General features: G+C 37.9%; 17 protein-coding genes. 13 read left to right on the top strand and 4 right to left on the bottom strand.

Features of this window, described 5'->3' with window-relative positions; all coding sequences use genetic code 11:
* The first annotated feature begins 3 nt into the window (after nucleotides 1-3).
* From H4O18_RS12780 to H4O18_RS12800, 5 genes are all read left to right on the top strand, one after another.
* On the top strand, nucleotides 4-1,197 hold the full coding sequence (locus H4O18_RS12780; protein WP_187585174.1) for an acetyl-CoA C-acyltransferase: 1,194 nt from the start codon (nucleotides 4-6) through the stop codon (nucleotides 1,195-1,197).
* Nucleotides 1,198-1,283: 86 nt separating this feature from the next.
* Nucleotides 1,284-3,092 carry an acyl-CoA dehydrogenase family protein gene (locus tag H4O18_RS12785; protein WP_187585176.1) on the top strand — a complete coding sequence of 603 codons (1,809 nt, stop codon included), beginning with the start codon at nucleotides 1,284-1,286 and terminating at the stop codon, nucleotides 3,090-3,092.
* A 268-nt stretch (nucleotides 3,093-3,360) separates the two neighbouring features.
* Nucleotides 3,361-4,710: a dihydrolipoyl dehydrogenase family protein gene (locus H4O18_RS12790; RefSeq protein WP_187585178.1), complete on the top strand. Its 1,350-nt coding sequence runs from the start codon at nucleotides 3,361-3,363 to the stop codon at nucleotides 4,708-4,710.
* A gap of 3 nt (nucleotides 4,711-4,713) precedes the next feature.
* On the top strand, nucleotides 4,714-5,649 hold the full coding sequence (locus tag H4O18_RS12795) for a YihY/virulence factor BrkB family protein (protein WP_187585180.1): 936 nt from the start codon (nucleotides 4,714-4,716) through the stop codon (nucleotides 5,647-5,649).
* A 155-nt stretch (nucleotides 5,650-5,804) separates the two neighbouring features.
* Nucleotides 5,805-6,533, top strand: coding sequence for a phosphatase PAP2 family protein (locus tag H4O18_RS12800; protein ID WP_187585182.1), 729 nt, complete (start codon nucleotides 5,805-5,807; stop codon nucleotides 6,531-6,533).
* Between the two features lie 115 nt (nucleotides 6,534-6,648).
* On the opposite strand, the gene H4O18_RS12805 is transcribed toward H4O18_RS12800, so the two are convergent.
* Together H4O18_RS12805 and H4O18_RS12810 are read right to left on the bottom strand one after the other, a co-directional pair.
* The gene (locus tag H4O18_RS12805; RefSeq protein ID WP_187585184.1) at nucleotides 6,649-7,866 is read right to left on the bottom strand and encodes a Pycsar system effector family protein; all 1,218 of its coding nucleotides are present in this window, start codon (nucleotides 7,864-7,866) and stop codon (nucleotides 6,649-6,651) included.
* Between the two features lie 86 nt (nucleotides 7,867-7,952).
* Entirely contained in the window at nucleotides 7,953-9,242 is a 1,290-nt protein-coding gene (locus H4O18_RS12810; protein ID WP_187585187.1) for a HipA domain-containing protein, read from the bottom strand.
* Nucleotides 9,243-9,804: 562 nt separating this feature from the next.
* Between H4O18_RS12810 and H4O18_RS12815 the strand changes: the two genes are divergently transcribed.
* Entirely contained in the window at nucleotides 9,805-10,242 is a 438-nt protein-coding gene (locus H4O18_RS12815) for a response regulator (RefSeq protein ID WP_187585189.1), read from the top strand.
* A 45-nt stretch (nucleotides 10,243-10,287) separates the two neighbouring features.
* Here H4O18_RS12815 and H4O18_RS12820 read toward each other — a convergent pair whose 3' ends face one another.
* A complete protein-coding gene (locus H4O18_RS12820; protein WP_187585191.1) occupies nucleotides 10,288-13,545 on the bottom strand; it encodes a PAS domain S-box protein in 3,258 nt (1,085 codons plus the stop codon).
* A 5-nt stretch (nucleotides 13,546-13,550) separates the two neighbouring features.
* Nucleotides 13,551-13,997, bottom strand: a complete 447-nt coding sequence (locus H4O18_RS12825; RefSeq protein WP_187585193.1) for a response regulator — start codon at nucleotides 13,995-13,997, stop codon at nucleotides 13,551-13,553.
* 160 nt (nucleotides 13,998-14,157) lie between these two features.
* Between H4O18_RS12825 and H4O18_RS12830 the strand changes: the two genes are divergently transcribed.
* The 7 genes from H4O18_RS12830 (at nucleotide 14,158) to H4O18_RS12860 (ending at nucleotide 22,004) form a co-directional block, all read left to right on the top strand.
* Nucleotides 14,158-14,790 carry a hypothetical protein gene (locus H4O18_RS12830; protein ID WP_222942410.1) on the top strand — a complete coding sequence of 211 codons (633 nt, stop codon included), beginning with the start codon at nucleotides 14,158-14,160 and terminating at the stop codon, nucleotides 14,788-14,790.
* A 49-nt stretch (nucleotides 14,791-14,839) separates the two neighbouring features.
* Entirely contained in the window at nucleotides 14,840-16,543 is a 1,704-nt protein-coding gene (locus H4O18_RS12835) for a phytoene desaturase family protein (RefSeq protein ID WP_187585197.1), read from the top strand.
* Between the two features lie 47 nt (nucleotides 16,544-16,590).
* The gene (locus H4O18_RS12840) at nucleotides 16,591-17,274 is read left to right on the top strand and encodes an SGNH/GDSL hydrolase family protein (protein WP_246474259.1); all 684 of its coding nucleotides are present in this window, start codon (nucleotides 16,591-16,593) and stop codon (nucleotides 17,272-17,274) included.
* Between the two features lie 74 nt (nucleotides 17,275-17,348).
* Nucleotides 17,349-18,356 (top strand): glycosyltransferase family 2 protein, encoded by a 1,008-nt coding sequence (locus H4O18_RS12845; RefSeq protein WP_187585201.1) that lies wholly within the window; start codon nucleotides 17,349-17,351, stop codon nucleotides 18,354-18,356.
* Between the two features lie 132 nt (nucleotides 18,357-18,488).
* Nucleotides 18,489-20,411: a BatA domain-containing protein gene (locus H4O18_RS12850; protein WP_187585203.1), complete on the top strand. Its 1,923-nt coding sequence runs from the start codon at nucleotides 18,489-18,491 to the stop codon at nucleotides 20,409-20,411.
* Nucleotides 20,408-21,661, top strand: a complete 1,254-nt coding sequence (locus H4O18_RS12855; protein WP_187585205.1) for a dihydroorotase — start codon at nucleotides 20,408-20,410, stop codon at nucleotides 21,659-21,661. Before H4O18_RS12850 ends, H4O18_RS12855 begins: the two co-directional genes overlap by 4 nt.
* Before the next feature lie 25 nt (nucleotides 21,662-21,686).
* Nucleotides 21,687-22,004, top strand: coding sequence for a magnetosome magnetite crystal formation protein family (locus H4O18_RS12860; protein WP_187585207.1), 318 nt, complete (start codon nucleotides 21,687-21,689; stop codon nucleotides 22,002-22,004).
* Nucleotides 22,005-22,047: the final 43 nt, after the last annotated feature.

Raw genomic sequence — 22,047 nt, forward strand, 5'->3', positions numbered from 1 at the left:
ACTATGAACAAACAAGCCTTTATAGTAAAAGCATATAGAACAGCAGTAGGGAAAGCTCCAAAAGGTGTATTCCGTTTTAAAAGAACAGATGAATTGGCTGCTGAAACCATAGCCTATATGATGAATGAGCTGCCTCAATTGGACAAAAAGCGAATTGATGATGTAATCGTCGGAAACGCTATGCCCGAAGGATCGCAGGGACTTAACATGGCCCGTTTAATTTCGTTAATGGGACTTAATATAGTTGATGTCCCAGGAGTTACAGTCAACAGATTCTGTTCATCGGGTATTGAAACTATAGGTATTGCCACAGCAAAAATCCAGGCTGGTATGGCAGATTGTATCATTGCCGGTGGAGCAGAAAGCATGAGTGCCGTTCCCATGACGGGATACAAAACAGAACTCAACTATGATCTTGCAAAATCCGGACATGAGGATTATTACTGGGGAATGGGAAATACTGCAGAAGCAGTAGCAAAACAATTTAATGTCTCGCGTGAAGACCAAGACGAATTTGCCTATAATTCGCACATGAAAGCTCTCAAGGCACAGGCTGAAGACCGTTTTCAAAGTCAGATCGTGCCTATTGAAGTGGAGCAAATCTATGTTGATGACAATGGTAAGAAAGCCAGTAAAAAATATACCGTAACCAAAGATGAGGGACCTCGAAAAGGAACCAGTAAGGAAGCTTTGGCCGGATTGAGACCCGTTTTCGCGGCAGGTGGAAGCGTTACCGCAGGTAATTCCTCACAAATGAGCGATGGGGCGGCATTTGTTTTGGTTATGAGCGAGGATATGGTAAAAGAATTGAACTTGGAGCCTATTGCCAGATTGGTGAACTATGCCGTGGCCGGTGTGGAACCCAGAATTATGGGTATTGGCCCTGTAAAAGCAATCCCGAAAGCCTTAAAACAAGCCGGACTTAAACAAGAAGATATTGAACTGATAGAATTAAATGAAGCTTTCGCATCACAATCCTTGGCCGTAATTCGTGAACTTAATTTAAATAATGATATTGTCAATGTGAATGGAGGAGCAATCGCCCTGGGCCATCCCTTGGGCTGTACAGGAGGTAAATTATCCGTTCAACTTTTTGATGAGATGAGAAAGAGAAAAATGCAAGGCAAATATGGCATGGTAACCATGTGTGTAGGTACAGGTCAAGGTGCTGCAGGGATATTTGAATTTTTAAATTAAACAACATACGGTCTATTGATTGTAGAGATAATTTTTTCTAAAATATCTTCTCTATCTATGCTGTAAAAAACTTAACAAGACTAACAATGAGCACAGACACAACAACTAAAGAAATATTAAGAGGTGGACAATTCCTTGTCAAGGAAACCAATTGCGAAGATGTTTTTACCCCTGAGGATTTTTCCGAGGAGCAGAAAATGATGCGCGATTCCGTTATCGAGTTTAATGACCGCGAAATAGTGGTCAATAGAGATCGATTCGAGGCAAAAGATTATGCCCTAACTGAAGAGGTAATGACCAAGGCCGGAGAAATGGGTTTTTTGGGAGTTGCTGTTCCTGAAGCCTACGGAGGATTGGGAATGGGATTCATTTCTACTATGATTGTATGCGAATATATTTCTAGCGGAAGTGGCTCGTTCAGTACTGCCTTTGGAGCCCATACCGGAATAGGAACCATGCCGATTACCCTATATGGCACTGAAGCACAAAAACAAAAGTACGTGCCTAAATTGGCTACCGGTGAATGGTTCGGTGCCTATTGTTTAACAGAGCCCGGTGCAGGTAGCGATGCCAATTCAGGTAAAACCACAGCTACTTTATCCGAAGACGGCAAAAGTTACAAAATCAATGGCCAAAAAATGTGGATTTCCAATGCTGGGTTCTGTAAATTATTCATAGTATTTGCCCGTATAGAAAAGGACAAGAATATTACTGGATTTATTGTTGAAAACGACCCAAGTAATGGTATTACTTTAGGAGAGGAAGAACATAAATTGGGAATTCGTGCCTCTTCTACCAGGCAGGTTTTCTTTAATGACACCGTAGTTCCTGTGGAAAATATGCTATCCGACAGAGGTAATGGATTTAAAATTGCCATGAACGCTTTAAATATTGGACGGATAAAATTAGCTGCCGCCTGTTTGGATTCCCAAAGGCGAATTACTACCAACTCATTAAGGTACGCTACAGAACGCAAGCAATTTAAAACTGCCATAGCCGATTTTGGAGCCATTAAATCGAAATTGGCAGAAATGGCAACTAGTTTATATGCCGGGGAATCTGCCTCCTATAGAGCGGCTAAAAATATTGAAGATCGTATTGCCATGCGTTTGGAAGCGGGTAATAGTCATCAAGAATCTGAGCTTAAAGGAGTTGAGGAATATGCAATTGAATGTTCTATTTTAAAAGTTGCGGTATCCGAAGACGTGCAAAACTGCTCGGACGAGGGTATCCAAATTTTTGGTGGCATGGGCTTTTCCGAAGAAACACCCATGGAAGCTGCTTGGAGAGATGCCCGTATAGCCCGTATTTACGAAGGTACCAATGAAATAAACCGAATGTTGTCCGTTGGCCTGTTGATCAAGAAAGCCATGAAAGGGCATGTAGATCTTTTAGGTCCGGCTACGGAAGTAGGAAATGAACTAATGGGCATTCCCTCTTTTGATACCCCGGATTATTCCGAATTGTTTGCTGAAGAAAAGGAAATGATTGGAAAACTTAAGAAAGTATTCTTAATGGTTGCCGGGTCAGCAGTACAAAAATATGGACCAGCTTTGGATGAACATCAAATGTTACTCTTGGCTGCCTCCAATATTTTAATTGAAATTTATTTGGCAGAATCTGCAATCCTCAGAACCGAGAAAAATGTAAAACGATTTGGTGAAGCGGCTCATAAAGAACAAATATCCATGTCCAAATTATATTTGTACAATGCTGTGGACATTATTATAAAGAATGGTAAGGAAGCAATAGTTTCTATGGCTGAAGGTGATGAGCAACGTATGATGCTTATGGGACTAAAACGCTTTACAAAATATGCAAATCAACCCAATGTTGTTGAATTACGTAACACCATTGCAGAAAAACTTAAGGCCGAAAACAAGTATTGTTTTTAGTAAAGAGTAGCTAACTCAAGCCCATGCTTCTTTAATAAGCAAAAAGAAGAACCGCTCCAAAAGAGCGGTTCTTCTTTTTGCTTATTACTTTCCTTTTTTTAGCCTCCCCCCTATTTCAAACAATAGGCAACAATCAAAATGGAATTTCCATCGCCTTCCTAAAGCGTCTTCCCCAAATGGGTAGTTTTCCTTTTTATAAATCCCGTGTCTATCGGATTAAAATATTAACCAAATAAATCAACCAATAAATTCAAAACTAAATACCTTAATGGCTATGAAGAAAGTAGATGTTTTTGTAATAGGAAGTGGCAGTGCGGGCCGAAAGGTGGCTGAAACCTGTGTCAAAAGTGGATTAAAAGTGGCCATAGCGGATAACCGCGAATATGGCGGCACTTGTGGCAACAGGGGCTGTATTCCCAAAAAGATTCTTTTGGCACCCACAGAGACTTATGAATTGGCCGCAAATTTAACGGACAAAGGTATTTCCTCAGAACCAACCTTGGACTGGAAAGCACTGCAAAGATTTAAACGGCAATTCACCAAGCCGATTCCTATGGCTACTGAAAAGGAATTAAAGGAATTGGGAATTCAACTTTACCACCAATCACCAAAGTTTTTGGACGAACAGACTTTATCCGTTGAAGGTAAATCCATTAAAGCCACAAAAATAGTTGTAGCTACGGGACAGATCCCAAGAAAACTTGAATTCAAGGGTGCCAAGTTCCTTAAAAATAGTGACGATTTTCTACAATTGGGGAAATTGCCAAAAAATATGGTCTTTATCGGTGGCGGTTATATTGCAATGGAATTTGCCCATATGGCAGCCAGGGCAGGAAGTAAAATAACCATCATCGAGCATGGAGAAAACATCCTCAAAGCTTTTGACAGCGACTTGGTATCCCACTTAAGGAAGGTCTCCGAGGACCTGGGTATAAACTTTATACTGAATTCCGAGGTCACTAAAATAGAGAAGCTGAAAAAAAATCTGCGTATTCGTTATAAACAGGGTGGTAAGGAAAAAACGCTAAAAACACGATCAATATTCAACACAGCCGGAAGGGTTCCCGCTATCAATACCTTGAACTTGGAGAAAGGCAATGTATCCTATTCCGATAAAGGCATACAAGTAAACGAGTACCTACAAAATACTGGCAATCCAAATGTTTATGCCTGCGGTGACGTATCGGCACATGGCCTGCCCCTGACTCCCTTATCAGGAGTGGAAGGGGCTATTGTAGCGGAAAATATACTTCAGGGTAATAAAAGAAAAATAGAGACACCAGTGATTCCTTCAGCGGTTTTCACTTTGCCCAATTTGGCTTTCGTGGGTTTGTCGGAAGAGGAGGCTAAAAGTAGATACAAAAAGGTAACGGTCAATTATAAATCTGTTCCGGACTGGTATAACGCCAAAAGAATAAATGCGTCTGCCTATGCCTATAAAATTGTAATCAACGAGCGTACAAAACAAATAGTTGGGGCACACCTATTGTCGCCCCATGCAGGGGAAACGATTAACATGTTCGCCATGGCGATAAGCTTAAAAATGACAACCGAGGCCTTGAAAGGTATGATTTTTACCTTTCCTTCCTGGGCGAACGATATAAAAAGCATGTTATAGATTATGACCAAGGAGAGAAATAGCGATAAATTCAAGTTACAACATCTACCCTCATTGGTAGTTGATACCTTTAAGGCCTGGAATGCAGACGACCCATTTCGACTGAGTGCGGTTGTTGCTTATTATGCTATCCTTTCCCTACCGGGACTTTTGGTCATTATCATAAATCTGGTGGGTGCCATTTGGGGCGTTGAGATTGTTCAAGGTGAACTCACAGGTGAGATTTCTAGGGCATTGGGCCGCGATGCAGCAGAATCCATTCAAATTATGATGATGGAGACACAGAATGGGAACAGAAGCATGATGGCGAGTATTTTAGGCTTTGGCACCTTGATATTCGGAGCTACAGGTGTATTTTACCACCTACAGCTTTCCTTAAATCAGATTTGGCAAATTAAACCAGACCCAGATTCCAACATAGTGAAGATGCTCATTGATAGGGCCAGGAGCTTTGCCTTCATATTGGTGATCGGCTTTCTATTATTGGTCAGTTTCTTGGTGACCGCTGCCATTTCGGCACTGAACGATTACATCCGAAGCGTATTACCTGATGTTATCCTTTACCTTGCCTTTGTTCTCGATTTTTTAATTTCCCTAGGAATCGTTACCGTGCTTTTTGCCCTTATTTTCAGATTCTTGCCAGACACTAAAATACGATGGAAGACAGTTTGGATCGGGGCCCTGATTACTGCTATACTTTTTGTTTTCGGTAAATTTTTATTGGGACTATATTTTGGTGAAGCAGATCCCGGTTCTACATATGGCGCGGCAGGCACCGTTGTCTTAATACTATTATGGGTTTCTTATTCATGTCTGATATTATTTTTTGGGGCCGAGTTTACATGGGTATATGCCAATCGATATGGATTTGGTATTAAAGCCAATCCCTCAAACATCAACAAAAAAATTACTAAAAAAACACTAACAAGTGAGTCCTAGAACATTCTAAAGTGTAACAATTATAGTCGCCAGAATATCTATATAGCACACAGATATGTTGGTTTTTTCTAAATTTTTGAGAGTCAATTTAAAGTGCTTAGTTTTTGACTCAATTATATATTAACACGATAACTACTATTTAAAATATTAGAATTATGAGGCAGGCCATTTTCACTTTTATTAACAAAATAAGAGAATATTTAAGACCATTGTTCCTTAAATATGATCAGAAACTACCTTATATTATAACGCTTATAATAGCATTGATCCTTGTGGTTGGCGGTATAAATCTGTTCATAGAGCTTACTGATACCTTAGCTACGGATATGCTGATCAACCTTGATCATGAAGTTACCCAATATGTATTGTCCTTTCGGAAGCCAGCCCTTACCAACTATTTTCTGTTCATGACTTATTTAGGGGATGTATATGGCTATCTTATTGTTCTGGCCATCTATCTTTTCATTTCTTTTTTTGTATTTAAGAAATGGAAATATGTGGCCCAAACCTCACTTGTTCTGTTGTTGGCAACAGTTTCCAACATGATGCTCAAAAGGTTTGTGGATAGGGCAAGACCTGGTATAGAACATATGGTTTCGGTGGAGACCTTGAGCTACCCAAGTGGTCACGCTATGAGTGCTATGGCTTTTTACGGGTTTCTAATTTTTATAGTCTATAAGTTTAGTTGGAACAAATATCTGAAATCCAGTCTAATCGGACTTTTGGTGTTGATTATTTTGAGCATAGGAATAAGCAGAATTTACTTAGGGGTTCACTATCCTTCGGATATCGTCGGTGGCTATATCGCTGGATTGATATGGGTAATCTTCTGTGTACTTGTGTTCGATTTGATCGAAGTCTTTAGAAGAGATCCACAAACCTAATTCCATTTGGTGACAACTTACAGGAATCTATTGTACCTACCCTTAGTCCAATACTTTTCTGCACTGAATTAAGGTATCTCTGACTACTTGGACGTCCCCTTACAAATTAAGAATACTACTTGGGTAGCGGGGTTACGGCATCCAAGATTTCATCATCCATACCATAATATTTTAAGGCTATGGCAAAGGCCAAAACCGATAAAACAACACCCACTATAAAAACGGTATACGTCCAACTAAGCAGTCTATATTTCTTTTGCAGTACTTTCCCCAGGTAATAGAGGTCCATTGTTAGCGAATCATAGATTGTTTCTGTGTCTTTTATTATGTCCCTAATTTTATTCTTAAAATCCTGAGGTTCCATGGTATGGAAATTTCCGAAGAATAAAAAGTTCGTATTTTTCTTTTTTATTTCCCCTTCCACAACATCCTTATTTTCAATTTTAGGGCGGGTTGCCAAGACCGACATGATCATTGAGGCAATACTGAACATAACAAAAATGACAGTTGGGTAAATTAGGTAGGAGTTGTTAGGGACACCTAACTTTGGGATTAGGTTTGCCATTAGCAAAGAAATGATAATGGCATTTACCGAGAGTAATATATTGGCCTTAGTATCGGCAATATCACTCAATTTAAGATGATTTCTGAGTTGAATTCTATAAAGGGATTGTATGGCACGACCCGGACTTTTATCCTTGAGTTTGGCCTTTAATTTTTCCTTCTTTTTAGTTTTAAGGGCCTTGGCAGCTGAACCGATCAGATCAAGTTCGTTGGATACTTTTTTCTTTTGCCATTTTTCTTTTGCGTAATCGGTATAAAAATGATGCTCGGTACGGAGAATTTCGATATATCTTTTTCGCCATTCCTCAATAGTCGGGATACTCTTCTCAAAATTCTGAAGCTCCATATGCAGTAGTACCAGCAATTCTTCAAAGTCCTTGGAAGCATAGAAGGACAGACGGGCGTCCTTTATTACTTTTTCTTCTTCATTCAAAGGCTCATCCTTAGTCCATGCCGAACGGATTAGTTGACAAACTTTATCAATAACCTCATTTTCATATTCATTTTCGGTTAGAAATTTTCTGGCAAGTTCACAGCTATTCTCCATTGGTTCTTTGTAATCCAATGAAAAACCAGAATATAGAAACCAAGCCGCCAAAAGTACCTGTTGATCGTTTACCTCTTTATTTTTATTTGCCTCCAGTAATTCAATGCTTTTGCTAACGATACTTTTGGTATGGCCCAAGTTGTGGAAGAGATATTTTTCATCCAAATTTTCGGTTAAGAGAACACTTATGTATTGCTCTGCTTTATTCACTATATCACTCATGATTACTGTCTTTTTTCAATTAGTATTGAAATGTTTCTTTTCTTTAAGGTTGAAGGTATTTGAACCAAATTAAATAATTGGATTTCTTAAGGTTTGGAATTGGAGGCCATACAATCAAAACACCCCATGAGCTCTTCGTTTAACTCCAAATCTTCCGAACCTATAAGCGGTTCCAAAATCAACTCCCTTTCATCCAATATTTTCTTAAATTGCTTGGCATATTCTGTCATATTTTCCCTTCTACTTATAATTTTGGATATTATTTCGTCTCCATCCAAATCATAAATTTGTCGTGGCCAAATTTGAAAAGCCCTAGTAATAACTTCGTTGGTCATGCGGTGTTGTAAGTTTTCGGCTTGACTGATAAAAACCGATTCGGGTACGTTTTTTAAGAAATAAACATCAAAAGGGCCCACAAGACCGTTAAGAAATTCAACCTCGTTTTTAAAGGATTGTACTTTGGGATGGATTTTTTTATTGGCTATTATGGTTGGAATTACGCCTTCAAGATTGAAAAAAGCATTGTCCCTATCACAAGGAAGTGGAATTGCATTATATGAATTCCCATTTTTTTGAATGGCCCAGCCCCATTGTTTAGCATGCCGATCCCAATCGCCTATCAATAGATCAAATAAGCGCGCCTTCACCAAAGCCGCTTGATCAATGGATATTTTATCAGGGTTATCCCTCTTAAATTCCTGAAGATCCTCTGTATCCATAATTTCGGTTAGGTTTGCATAGCCTATCCAGGTCGACTTCCCTTCCGTTTCATATTCCAACAGAAACATACGATTCCCGTATTTGTCATTAAATTTATCTAGGGTCGGTTGTTTTGGAACAAAGACAATTTTCGGATGGGTACTTAAAATATCAGCATGCTTCGCAAGGGCTGCCACCACAACGGCTGCGTAAGGATGCTGTGCCGAAATTCCATCGATAATTATATTTTCAAGGCCTAGGGTTTTAGCTACTTCGGGAATTAATGGTTCAGGGTCTTTTACAATACTTCTTAAGGTATATATAATTCCATTGGCCGACTCAAGCTTTAAGGAATGGGTCTGTTTACCGCCACCTTCCTCAATTACCTTCATACCTCCAAATAAGGTATCCAAATAAACTATTGGAACCTTTATGGGCATTGCCCAAGCATCCCTATATTGCTCCCCTTGCATAAGTTCTTTTAAATTGGTGCCTTCGTATAAAGTATTGGCTGCCATAACAATGGAATCATGTTGCCTAAAATTTATTTTTTCAATATCTCCCATACCCGAAATTTGGCGACTTCCAAGATTTTTAGGGGTAGTAGACACCGACCAATAAGTTAGTCCCAATAAAATTAAGAGGATAATACCAATGCCAAGGAATATTTTTTTCATAGGTCCCGATTCTTAAAGGTTCTTGTTTCCCACCTAAAACTAAGTCAATACAATAGCTAAAGCGTATCTATTCAAATTTATTTTTAATGCTATTCATTCTACTTCCAAATCCTTATCGCCAGGGACAATTGTTATAAACGGCCGTTGAATCCAGAGACCTATAAAATGACAGAAAATAAAATGTAGGGAACTTTAGCCGTTTAGAAATTTGCAAATTGAAGATGCAGAATAGAAGCTTAAAAAATATGGGCTAATTATCGATCCAATTTTAGGACAATTTCTTTTATACTGATCGACTCGAAGATGTTTAGAGTTAATTTTCTATTCAATAGATGCATTCTAAAAATATAACTATGCCTAAATTTAGAGATATGATAAGAACAACGAACAAACAAGTCCCTATACAATGCTCCAAATAAAGTTATTACCGAAACGGAAAATGAATGAGCTTAATTAAAATGGACACAAACATATGTACATGTAAAAATCAAAATTGAAGTGCTTAAAACAACTAAAATATAATATTCTTTAGCCGGTAGATAATCATTTAATGTATACAGTTATGAATCCTATTAGCATTTTTCTAGCAGACGATGATCGGGATGATCGCGAAATTTTTATGGACGCTTTGTCCGAATTACCCATTGAAACCTCGGTAAAACAATTTGAAAACGGTGTTGATTTAATGGCGGAATTGTATTCTGGCAATCCTTTGCCCGATACCATTTTTTTAGACCTTCGAATGCCACTTATGGACGGATTTGAATGCCTGTCCGATATCCGCAACATTCCTGAACTATCTGAAATCCAAATAATCATTTATTCCACATCCTATAATCAAAATGAAGTGGACCAATTGAAAGAAGGCGGGGCTAATCAATATATAAAGAAACCCAACTCGTACAATCAATTGAAAACCATATTATATAAATCTTTAAGACCTTTTCAAAATACATCTTCAAGGAAAAATGATGCTTTAAATTTTTCGGTTATTGTCTAGGATAAATAATAACACAACGCTTTACATAGTTTCTTATGCCTGATTTTATTGGTTTCCTACGGGTAGGTATATATTAAAAGTTGCCCCCTTGCCCAATTCGCCATTAGCCGTAATAATGCCATTGTGGTTTTCTACAATTCGTTTTATTATAGCAAGTCCTATTCCGGTTCCTGGATACTCTGTCTTTCCATGAAGGCGCTGGAATAGTTCAAATATCTTTTCACTGTATTCTTGTTCAAAACCAATCCCATTATCAGAAAAAGTAATGCGACAATAATTTTTGTAATCGTGAAAATCTTCACCTTCCAATTCTTTACCATTAACATGCTCACTTTTTATTGTAATGTGCACAGGTATTTCTGGATTTGAAAATTTTAAAGAATTACTAATAAGATTGTAAAAGAGCTGTTTAAATTGAAATGGAATGATATTGACCTCGCAAGTCTTATCTGTATCAATTGTGGCATTTTTTTGCAGTAGTTCTTCACTAAGATCTTGTTTCACCTGCTCAATGATATCATTAATATTGATTTTCTTAAAATCACCTTCCAAATTATGTGTTCGGGAATAGGCCAACAAATCGTCTATGAGCGACTGCATACGTTCTGCAGACAATTGCATCCTTTTAAATAGATATTTTCCATTTTCGGAAAGGGTATCCTTATCCTTTTCGATTATTCTGGAGGCAAAGGTTTGAATTTTTCTCAGGGGCTCTTGTAAATCATGGCTTGATATATAAGCAAAGGATTGGAGTTCCTTGTTCATTTTCTGAAGCTCACTATTTTTTTGTTCAAGTTCAACCTTTTTTTCCTTAAGTGCATCATCCGATGCTTTTTTTGCCGTTAGATCATGTGTTACTTTAGAATATCCTATTACCTCGTTTTCTTCATTGTGTATTGCCGTAATTACTACACTTGCCCAAAACGGGGTCTTATCTTTCTTTACTCGCCATCCTTCCTGTACCGCCTTGTTGTTTTTGGCAGCCAGGCCCAATAACCTTTTTGGGAGTCCGATTTTTCTATCCTCTTCGGTATAAAAATTGGAAAAATTTCTACCTATTATTTCTTCGGCTTTATAGCCTTTAATTTTTTCTGCTCCAGTATTCCAGTTCTCCACAATACCTTCCGGGTTTAGGTAAATTATGGCGTAGTCCTGCACTTCTTCTACCATTAGATGGTAACGCTGTTCACTTTTTTTAAGCGACTCGTTCAATTCCAAAAGCTCGGCAGTACGTTCCTTAACCTGTTTTTCCAATTCGTCGCGGAAAATTTTTTGGTCCTGTATATCGGTACTACTTCCTACCCACATTTGAATATTTCCACCTTCATTTCGCTGTGGTTTTGCTCGGCTCAACTGCCATCTGTATTCGCCATCCTGTCTGCGGAAGCGATGCTCCAATAAGAAATCCTTTCCAGTTGCAATGGAATCCTCCCAGGTTTTAATATTTTTTTCCCTATCGTCTGGATGTACCATCTGTAACCATCCTCGATCTATTAAATGATCCAGGGACAGTCCCGAATACTCAAAAACTGACTTGTTAAAATAATTCAGATTACCCTGTGGGTCCGCGGTCCAAACAAATTGCGGAAGTGAGTCGGCCAGAAGTCGGAATTTTTTTTCGCTTTCCTCAAGTTTTCTTTTGGCATGTACATGTTCTGTAATATCGGTATTGCTACCAAACCATTTGGAAATATTACCCTTATCATCATAAACAGGTAATACTCGGGTAAGAAATTGTCTATACGTATTATCGGCACCCCTTATCGGAAAAATCATTTCAAATTTCTTTCCATGTTCTACAGAATACTGCCAATTAACCAATACTTCAGGTAAAATTTCGGGGTCATGAAAAGATTCCCAACCCAATTCCTCCATTTCTTCAGGTGACGTACCCGTATATTCGTGCCATTTATTATTGAACCAGTAGACAGACCCATCCTCATGTGCCATCCATGCTAGATTGGGAATATTGTCTGCAATTGCCTTAAAACGTATTTCGCTTTCTTTGATTTTTAACCTTGCAACCACTTGATCGGTAATTTCAATAAGTGTATTTATTGCACCGGTAATTTTTCCTTCGCTATTATAAATGGGCTGGGGATAAGGAACAAAATTGACCCTGGTTCCATCAGGACGTTCCACTTCCAGTTCCGGGTTAATTATATCACCTCCTTTCAAGGCAATTGCCATAGGACAATCCTCAAGGGGCAAAGGGGTGCTACTGTTCGTGAAAATCTTCCACGATCCACACCATAAATCTTTTCCCACCTCTGGGGTTCGCCCCCAAAGTTTAACGGCAGATTCATTATAGAGTTGTATATATCCATCCGCATCACAAGTATATACCGCTACTGGTAAACCAAAAATTAGTTCTTTATATTTTTTCTCGCTTTCCTCTATTTCCTTGCGGGCATTTACCTGATCTGTAATTTCAATGCCCAATGCCATTATACCTTCAATTTCCCCGGTAGTATCTAAGAGTGGTTCGAAGCTGAAGTTGAGATAAGCCATTTCCAATTTTTCCTTCCTAATGATCTGCACTGGAAATTCTGAAGTGGAAAAAGTGTTACCAGTAAAATAAACCTCGTCCAATAACTCTTTAATGCCTTGCGATTTTAGTTCTGGCATTGCTTCCAAAATTGGTTGGCCCAAAACGTCTTCTTCCTTTCTACCCCACATTTGCAGAGCCAGAGAATTGGCCATTTCAGTTACATGGTCCTTGCCTTGAAAAATAGCTATTGAAACCGGTGCTTGTGAAATCATTGTGCGAAGCCTACGTTCACTTTCTTGTAGTTCCTTTTTTGTCAATACGGTTTCAGTAGTTTCCGTACAGGTCACTACTACACCATTTACATTGCCATAATCATCAAAAGCAGCACTGTAGCAAAATGTCCAATATATGTCCTCCATTTTCCCGTTTCGGTAAAATGGCACCAATTGGTCACTATATGAAACAGGTTTGGCAGTAGTGATTACTTGATCGATCAATGGTCCAATAAAATCCCATATCTCTGGCCAAACCTCTTTACCCTTTTTACCAATAGCAGGATGTTTTCCATCTATCCCCAGACTTGGTCGGAAGGCATCGTTATAAAAGCAGATAAGCTCATCTCCCCAAAAGAAAAACATGGGATAAGAAGAGTGCAAAATTATGGCAAGGGTAGTACGTAAACTTACAGGCCAATTACTTATGGGTCCCAGGCTTGTGTTATCCCAGTCCATTGTACTAATTAGCTCGCCCATTTGCCCTCCATCCTCAAGAAACAATCGGTCCTTATTTTTATGAGTAGTATTCAATTTCATTCAATTCAAGTTTGTATTACAAATTCTTCTCTGGTGGGATGTTGTACATTCTTTTCTTTTAACAATGAAATAGTCCTGTTTATAACAAATTTTAAATCAGCAAAATCTGCTGGTTTCCTAATATAGTATTGCGCACCTTTACAATATAGCATATCCATTACCTCAAGGTTGGAAGAAGTGGAATAAATTATTACTGGCAATCGCCTCAATTTTTCACTTTCCTTTATTTCCAATAAACACTCTGTTCCTGATTTACGGGGCATATTCAAATCCAGGAAAAGAACTTGAGGAAGGTTGGATAAATTATTTTCAAGAAAATCCATAAGTTCTACCCCATTTCTTACTGTTTTCAAAGTTGCAGATAAAGAGAGCTCGTCCAAGGCATCCTTAAAAAACATGCAATCGTCTTCATCATCGTCTGCCAGAAGTATTTGAAAATTGCTTTTAGTCATTTTTTATTTATTAAGATACTAAAGTTAACATTTATCCCCTTTAATTCTATTTATATAAAAATAAACAAAAAGACTTGCTAATTTAATTTCCATTGAGATTGTTTAAAATGCCTATATTCATTGGCTTCATAATGACAACGAATAAGAGTCCTTTCCTGAAGTGGCTATAATTTTTGGCATAACTTCCTTGCATGAAAACAGAAAGGCTTATACCTTTAGGTGCAAATGTGTGGTCAACATAAAATTTACTAGTTATGGCATTGCCAAGCACCACTTTATTGTACAATGCCATATGATCAATTCCAAAGCCAAAACCTTAACTGCCAAAAGCTATTTTTTTACGCTTTCCATCATCCACGCCGTATTTACTTTTAGTGTGTTCTTATTTACCATCATTGTTTTTATGAGGGCCGATAATGTGGTCCTGGGGTCTACAGACAGTGAAAGTGTTTTTATTTACTTAGTACCCATAATTGCCATGATCAGCTATTTTGGAAGCAATTACTTTTTCAATAAACAATTGACCAGTATAGTCAAAAGCAAATCTTTAAAAGGAAAATTAATGCCCTACCTACAGGCGTCAATTGTACGTTTTGCATTTTTGGAAGGGGCAGCATTTTTGAGTTCAGTTAGCTTTATGATAAACAACAATGTATTTTACCTAGTAATTTCATTACTTTTAATTCTTTATCTTATTAAGCTTAGGCCTACAAAGAAAAAGGTAATGGGTCATTTAAGTCTGAGTCTGGAAGAGCAGCAGTATTTCCAAATAGAGAACAAGAAACCTGAATAGAATAATATTGCCCCATTAAATACAACCAGACATAATTAATCCCTGTTCAATGAACATCAAAAAAAAACCGCTTCAAGAAATAGATACCATCATTATCGGTTCCGGTGCAGGTGGATTGTCGGCAGCCATTTGCCTATCCAAAGCAGGACAGCGGGTTTTGGTATTGGAGCAACATGATGTTCCTGGTGGCTGGTGCCATAGCTTTTACCTAAACGGTCACCGTTTTTCTCCTGGAGTACATTATATTGGCTTACTAGGTGAAGGCGAATCAACCAGGGAGCTATATGAAGGTTTGGGAATAGCTAACGATTTGGTTTTTTTTAGAATGAATCCAGAGGGATATGAGCATTGCTTTATTGGAGAAGAAAGAATAGATCTGCCTGGAAATTTCGAAGATTTAAACGCTTCTCTAGGACAAAGGTTTCCCAAGGAAAAAAAACGTTTAAATCACTATTTAAAGTTAGTCAGAAATGTTTCTCGTCAAATTCAGCTGATTCCGAAGATGAGCGGTTTTTGGGACAATATCACCATCCCCTTTAGAACAAAGCATATGGGGAAATATGCTTTGTTCAGCTTAAAGCGAGTGATCAACTGGCATATAAAAGACCCCCTACTGCAGAAAGTGCTAAATATACAATGGGGCGACCATGGTTTGGCCCCTGCAAAGGCAAGTTTCCCCTTGCACTGTGCCGTAATGGATCATTATTTTAGCGGGGGATACTACCCAATGGGCGGCGGAGCCGCCATTGTTAAGTCCATGACAAAGGCTGTACAGAGAAACGGTGGAACAATACGTACCGGCACGGCAGTAAAGAGCATTCTTTTGGAAGGGGACAAGAGAAAGAAAGCCATTGGAGTAGAACTAGAAAATGGTGAGAAAATCTACGCTTCCAGAATCATTTCCAATGCCGATCCCGGGGTCACCTATTTAAACTTGGTGAAAGAACAAAACCTCAGTGCTAAACTTCTTAAAAAACTGAATAAAACAAAGTACTCCTGTAGTTCCCTAATGCTTTTCCTAACGGTGGATATAGATGTTCGAAAATTAGGAATGGACTCTGGAAATATATGGATGATGGATAACAAGGACATGGATAAGATATATGAGGAGATGACAGATGTGGATATTACCAGCGGCGAAGTGTTTCCCGGTATATTCGTAAGCTGTACCACGCTCAAAGATCCCACAAGCTATGACGGCAAACACCACTCCCTTGAAGTTATTACTTACATTAATCCTGATTCTTTTGCCCAATTTAACAAGGAAAACGAACAGCGATCCAAGGAATACATGGAATTCAAAGAAATATTGACCAACAAAATGATCAATACCTTGGAACTGGCCGTACCAGGAATAAGGGAAAACATTGTTCATAAAGAGTTGGGGACTCCCATAACGAACAAATATTATATAAATTCCACCAATGGAAGTGTATATGGCACTGAAAAGACTTTTAGGCAGATTGGCCCCTTTGCGTTTAGGGCAAAGAGCGAAATAGAAAATTTATACATGTGCGGGGCAAGCATTCAATCCCATGGAGTGGCAGGCGCTAGTTATTCCGGAGTTCAGACAGCGGCTGCCATATTAAATTGCAAGCAACAGGATTTAATAAAGCCAGATGAATTACAGAATATAAGAATCTTTGAGGCTGAAGACGATACCGATTATCCAACAGATATTCAACAAAAAATAAAGCTGAGAAAAGCGCGATTGATCACAAATGAAAAAAAATCAGTGAAAATTCCAGACTAGTTCAAGTATTAATATTTTCTTTAACCACTTTTACCAATATGAAAACCATGAAATTATCCATTGCCCTCTTTGTACTGACCATTTTTACCATGAATAATAGTTTTTCTCAGGATTGGCCAAATCTAGAACGCTTTTCCGAAGACAATAAAAAAATAGGACCACCACTTGCTGGTGAAAATCGCGTAGTATTCATGGGCAATTCCATTACCATTGGTTGGATAAATACCAGACCGGAATTCTTCAAAGGTAAACCCTATATCAACAGGGGAATTGGAGGACAGACCACACCTCAGATGCTTTTGCGCTTTAGACAGGATGTAATAGACCTAAAACCCAAAGTAGTGGTTATTTTAGCCGGCACCAATGACATTGCTGGAAACACAGGGCCTTCCAGCTTGGAAATGATAGTGGACAATATTAAATCGATGGCAGAATTGGCAACAACCAATGGGATAAAAGTTATTATCTCTTCCGTACTACCTGCCTATGATTACCCTTGGAGACCAGGACTCAATCCCAATAAAAAAATACCCGCTTTAAACAGTCTATTAAAAGAATATACCGAAGCCAATGGCCATATTTATCTAGACTATTTTACGACTATGGTAGATGACAGAAATGGACTTCCAAAAAAATATGCAGAAGATGAAGTACATCCTACAGCGGCTGGTTATGCGGTAATGGAACCTATGGTCGAGGCGGCAATACAAAAAGCCCTTCTACAAAATTAAATTCAGCTTATCCCCTATTATTCTTAGATGCTCTTTGAAAGATTTTTTGGGAGATAAATTTCTATTTTAGGCAAATGGACAATAGAACTATCAGTATCCTTATTCCTTTTAAGGACACCGAGGAATTTTTACCGGATTGCATACAGTCTATTATTGACCAAACTTATGACGACTGGGAAATTCTGGCGGTAAATGATAATTCTACAGACAACAGCCTTAAGATTATGCATTCCTATGCCAAGAGGGATATCAGAATTAAAGTTCTGGAAAATGAGGGTAAGGGAATTATAGAAGCTTTAAGAACGGCCTATTCCCGTTCCAAGAGCACTTTTATAACCAGAATGGATTCCGATGACTTAATGTCTAGAAATAAACTGGAAACCATGGTAAATGCCTTGGAAATTCATGGAGAAGGATATGTGGCCCTTGGCAAGGTAAAATACTTTTCCAAGGAAGGTGTTGGCGGTGGGTACAAAGGCTATGAAAAGTGGTTAAACCGCTTAACGGAACAAGGAACAAATTATTCAGAAATTTATAAGGAATGCGTGATACCCTCCCCATGTTGGATGGTATTTAGAAATGACCTGGACAAGGTGGGGTCATTTTTATCCGATCGTTATCCAGAAGATTACGACCTTGCTTTTCGCTTTTATGAACAAGGGCTAAAATGTATTCCCAGTAATGAGATACTGCACCACTGGCGCGATTATAGTTATAGAACTTCCAGAACCAGTGAACACTATGCCCAAAATTATTTCTTGGATATTAAACTCTATTATTTTCTAAAACTTGACCATAATAATCAAAGACCCTTTGTACTTTGGGGAGCTGGTAACAAGGGAAAAAAATTGGCGAAAAATCTTATTGGGCAGGATATAGATTTTACTTGGGTTTGTAACAATACCAATAAAATTGGTTTGGATATTTACGATAAAAAGATGCACCACTATCTGGAATTAAACAAGCTTCAACAACCTCAAATAATAATTACTGTAGCCAATAGCGAAGCTCAAGAGTTTATAAGGGAGTATTTATTGGGAAAAGGAAAAAATCCGGTTAAGGATTATATATTTTTTTGTTGACCCCTGTATATATATGCACTTGGCAAGAAAATAAGAATGTTTTAAACGGTTATAGAATTAGTCCATCTATCCACAATAAAATTAAGGCGGCCTCGAATTTCTTTTCTTATATTTGAAAAATTAAATTTAGGAATGCTTTTTAAACATCCGGAACTCCTTTGGGCCCTTTTTCTTCTACTTATTCCTATTTTAATTCATCTTTTTCAGCTTCGCAGATTTAAGAAGACCCCGTTTACGAACGTAAAAATCTTAAAAAAAGTTGTTGCAGAATCCAGGAAGAGCAATACCCTTAAGAAATGGCTCCTGTTATGTACCCGCCTCTTGATTTTAAGTGCCTTGATAGTAGCCTTTGCCCAACCCTTTATCCCAGGCAAATCAGCGCTAAAAAGAAATGAAACTGTAATTTATCTTGATAATTCACTGAGCATGCAAGCCAATACGGGAAGTGGTACTTTGTTGGAAAATATGGTTCAGGAGATATTAAAATCAGTGCCCGAAGAAAACACTTTTAGTATTTTCACCAATGATAATATATATAGGGAGGTTCGTATTGCCGATATTAAGAACGATTTGCTTTCCCTGACCTATTCCAAGAACCAATTACAGTTGGAAGAAATCTATTTAAAGGCCAAGACTTTGTTCACCAATAGTGAAGCTTCTCGGAACGACCTGGTCTTGATTTCTGATTTTCAAAAAAGTATCTATTCGCCAACCATTGACTCATTGCCAAATATAAATAGACATTTGGTACAATCTTTACCGGATAAGCTTGTAAATGTTTCAATTGACACCGTATTTATTAGCAACGTTTCTTCGGAAAATGTAGATCTAAAAACTATATTATCCGCTAATAACGAAATAGACAATACCCCGGTTTCTTTATATAATGGAGAAAAATTGATTGCAAAAACATCCGCTACCTTTGATGAAAACAAAAAAGGCGAGGCTATTTTTACTATTCCGGCAAGCGAGGTTATCGATGGGAAAATTTTAATCTCCGATTCAGGACTCAATTATGACAATCAACTTTACTTCAACACAAACAAACAAGATAAAATCAAAGTACTATCCATTGGTGATATCAATGGCAATTACTTAAGACGTATATTTACTGAAGACGTCTTCCTATATTCCAATTTTAATGTAAATTCTTTAAACTACAGCCTATTGGAATCGCAAAACTTGATTATCCTCAATGAACTTAAATCTATTCCAATAGCCTTGCAAAATGCATTGAAAGCCTTTAAAATTGCTGGCGGAAATTTGGTTGTTATTCCAGGTATCCAAGTGGATATGGATAATTACAATGCGTTTCTAAGAAGTTTTTCCAACTCCTCCCTAATTTCTTCCGTTATAGAGGAACGAAAAATTAGTGAGATAGCCTTTTCCCATCCCTTGTTCAAAAATGTGTTTGAAAAGGAAGTTACAAATTTCCAGTACCCCTCCATTAAGTCTTTTTATAATATTAAATCCAACATGCCCAAAATCCTCTCATACCAAAGTGGTGATCCTTTTTTAGTTGGGGAAGACGGTACCTATTTGTTTACGGCATCCATTTCCAAGGACAATTCCAATATTATTAATTCCCCATTAATAGTCCCAACGTTTTACAATATGGGAATGGGCAGCCTGAGGATTCCAAGAATTTATGAAATGATAGGTAGCAAAACCACAGTGGATATACCTGTTAATCTTACTAAGGATCGGATTTTAAAAGTTTCCAATGAAAATGATGAATTTATTCCCTTTCAACAATCCTTTACCAATAAAACAACCCTCACTTTTGACGATTATCCTGTAACAGCAGGAATATTTAACATTACCGACCAAGGAAGGGCCATTAAAAACATAAGTTTTAATTTTCCAAGAGCGGAAAGCCAACTATATTATATGGACATAAATGACCTTAAAGGCAATAGTTTTAATGACAATGTAGCAACTTTATTCCAAAGTATAGAAAAAGACAATAGCATAAACGAGCTTTGGAAATGGTTTGTTATTTTAGCATTGGCATTTATATTTGCTGAAGTTCTTATCCAAAAATTTTTAAAATGAACATACTCTTAAAATCCGCCAAGATAGTAGACCCTACCAACAAGGATCTTCATTTAAAAAAGCGGGATATTTTTATAAAGAATGGGGTGATAGAAAATATTGCCGCCAATTTGGATGTTCAAGGAAGAACTAAGGTGATCAGTTTCGAGAATTTACACATCTCCCTTGGGTGGTTTGATTCCAGTGTAAGTTTTGGGGAACCAGGCTATGAGGAAAGGGAAACCATTCAAAATGGGCTATACACTGCTGCAAAGAGTGGTTTTACAGATATTGTTTTAAATCCCAATACCAATCCACTCCCCGATAGCAGTTCTGATATTGTTTTTTTAAAGAATGCTTCAAAACAAAGTGCCACAACACTCCATGCCTTGGGAACCTTGACCATAAGGTCCGAAGGTGAAAGTTTGGCGGAACTTTATGATATGAAGAGTGCTGGTGCCGTAGGTTACTATGATTACAAATTACCCCTTAAAAATTCAAACCTTTTAAAGGTTGCACTTCAATATGCCCATAATTTTGATGGACTTGTACATTCTTTCCCTATGGATATGCAGATTGCCGGAAAAGGAATTGTAAATGAGGGTGAAGTATCTACCAGGCTAGGTCTAAAGGGAATTCCCCATTTGGCTGAAGAACTAAGTATTGTCAGAGATCTTTTTATACTGGAATATACTGGAGGGAAAATGCACATCCCCACTATTTCAACTGCCAATTCCGTAAAGCTAATCGCGGAAGCCAAGAAAAAGGGCTTGGATGTTACCTGTAGTGTGGCAGTACATAATTTATGTTTTACGGACGAGACTTTGGTTGAATTCGACTCACATTTTAAATTGATGCCCCCACTAAGGACCAAGTCGGATGCCAAGGCTTTGATTAAAGGTTTAAAGGATGGAACTATAGATTTTGTTACCACGGATCACAGACCCATGGATATTGAGCATAAAAGAGTGGAATTTGACAATGCCTCCGATGGTACCATTGGCTTGGAAAGCGCCTTCGGAATGTTGAATCAAATTTTTGATCTTGAAACCACCATATCCCTATTGACCAAAGGTAGGGAAAGGTATAAAGTTAAAACACCATACTTTAAAGTTGGTGAAAATGCCAATCTTACCTTATTTGATCCCAACCCAGAATATATCTTTGAAGAGAAAGATATTCTATCCACTTCCAAAAATAGCTGTTTTCTAGGAAGTAAACTTAAAGGAAAGGTGTATGGTATTGTGTCCAACAACCAAATAATTAACTAAATTTATAGGAACTAAAATCTATAAGATGGACCAGAATACTATAAGTGAGGGAAAAACGATGGCAATAATCAGTTACATTACAGTAATTGGCCTACTCATTGCCTTTATCGTTAACAGTGATAAAAAAAATGAATTTGTAAAATTCCATATTGGCCAATCATTAAGGGTCTGGATATTGGCCATTGCCCTATCCATTGTCCTTGGAATTATTGCTGCTTTAATGGGAATGGGATTCCTAAGAATTTTGCAATGGGCGCCATGGATTTTGGCAATAATGGGTGCTATAAATGCAAATAATGGTAAAGTTGAAAAATTACCAATTATTGGATCTATTGGAGAATAAAATTTATTATTAACCTATTTAAAGAGGTCTAAATAGGCCTCTT

Origin of the sequence: Arenibacter arenosicollis, from assembly GCF_014397245.1 — a bacterium.
Taxonomy (GTDB): Bacteria; Bacteroidota; Bacteroidia; order Flavobacteriales; family Flavobacteriaceae; genus Arenibacter; species Arenibacter arenosicollis.

Bases quoted from the DNA above. Each gene is read 5' to 3' on its own strand.
- H4O18_RS12825 (WP_187585193.1), bottom strand. From the start codon at position 13,997: ATGACTAAAAGCAATTTTCAAATACTTCTGGCAGACGATGATGAAGAC.
- H4O18_RS12835 (WP_187585197.1), top strand. From the start codon at position 14,840: ATGAACATCAAAAAAAAACCGCTTCAAGAAATAGATACCATCATTATC.
- H4O18_RS12850 (WP_187585203.1), top strand. From the start codon at position 18,489: ATGCTTTTTAAACATCCGGAACTCCTTTGGGCCCTTTTTCTTCTACTT.
- H4O18_RS12840 (WP_246474259.1), top strand. From the start codon at position 16,591: ATGAAATTATCCATTGCCCTCTTTGTACTGACCATTTTTACCATGAAT.
- H4O18_RS12780 (WP_187585174.1), top strand. From the start codon at position 4: ATGAACAAACAAGCCTTTATAGTAAAAGCATATAGAACAGCAGTAGGG.
- H4O18_RS12820 (WP_187585191.1), bottom strand. From the start codon at position 13,545: ATGAAATTGAATACTACTCATAAAAATAAGGACCGATTGTTTCTTGAG.
- H4O18_RS12860 (WP_187585207.1), top strand. From the start codon at position 21,687: ATGGACCAGAATACTATAAGTGAGGGAAAAACGATGGCAATAATCAGT.
- H4O18_RS12810 (WP_187585187.1), bottom strand. From the start codon at position 9,242: ATGAAAAAAATATTCCTTGGCATTGGTATTATCCTCTTAATTTTATTG.
- H4O18_RS12845 (WP_187585201.1), top strand. From the start codon at position 17,349: ATGGACAATAGAACTATCAGTATCCTTATTCCTTTTAAGGACACCGAG.
- H4O18_RS12795 (WP_187585180.1), top strand. From the start codon at position 4,714: ATGACCAAGGAGAGAAATAGCGATAAATTCAAGTTACAACATCTACCC.
- H4O18_RS12800 (WP_187585182.1), top strand. From the start codon at position 5,805: ATGAGGCAGGCCATTTTCACTTTTATTAACAAAATAAGAGAATATTTA.
- H4O18_RS12805 (WP_187585184.1), bottom strand. From the start codon at position 7,866: ATGAGTGATATAGTGAATAAAGCAGAGCAATACATAAGTGTTCTCTTA.
- H4O18_RS12785 (WP_187585176.1), top strand. From the start codon at position 1,284: ATGAGCACAGACACAACAACTAAAGAAATATTAAGAGGTGGACAATTC.
- H4O18_RS12790 (WP_187585178.1), top strand. From the start codon at position 3,361: ATGGCTATGAAGAAAGTAGATGTTTTTGTAATAGGAAGTGGCAGTGCG.
- H4O18_RS12815 (WP_187585189.1), top strand. From the start codon at position 9,805: ATGAATCCTATTAGCATTTTTCTAGCAGACGATGATCGGGATGATCGC.
- H4O18_RS12855 (WP_187585205.1), top strand. From the start codon at position 20,408: ATGAACATACTCTTAAAATCCGCCAAGATAGTAGACCCTACCAACAAG.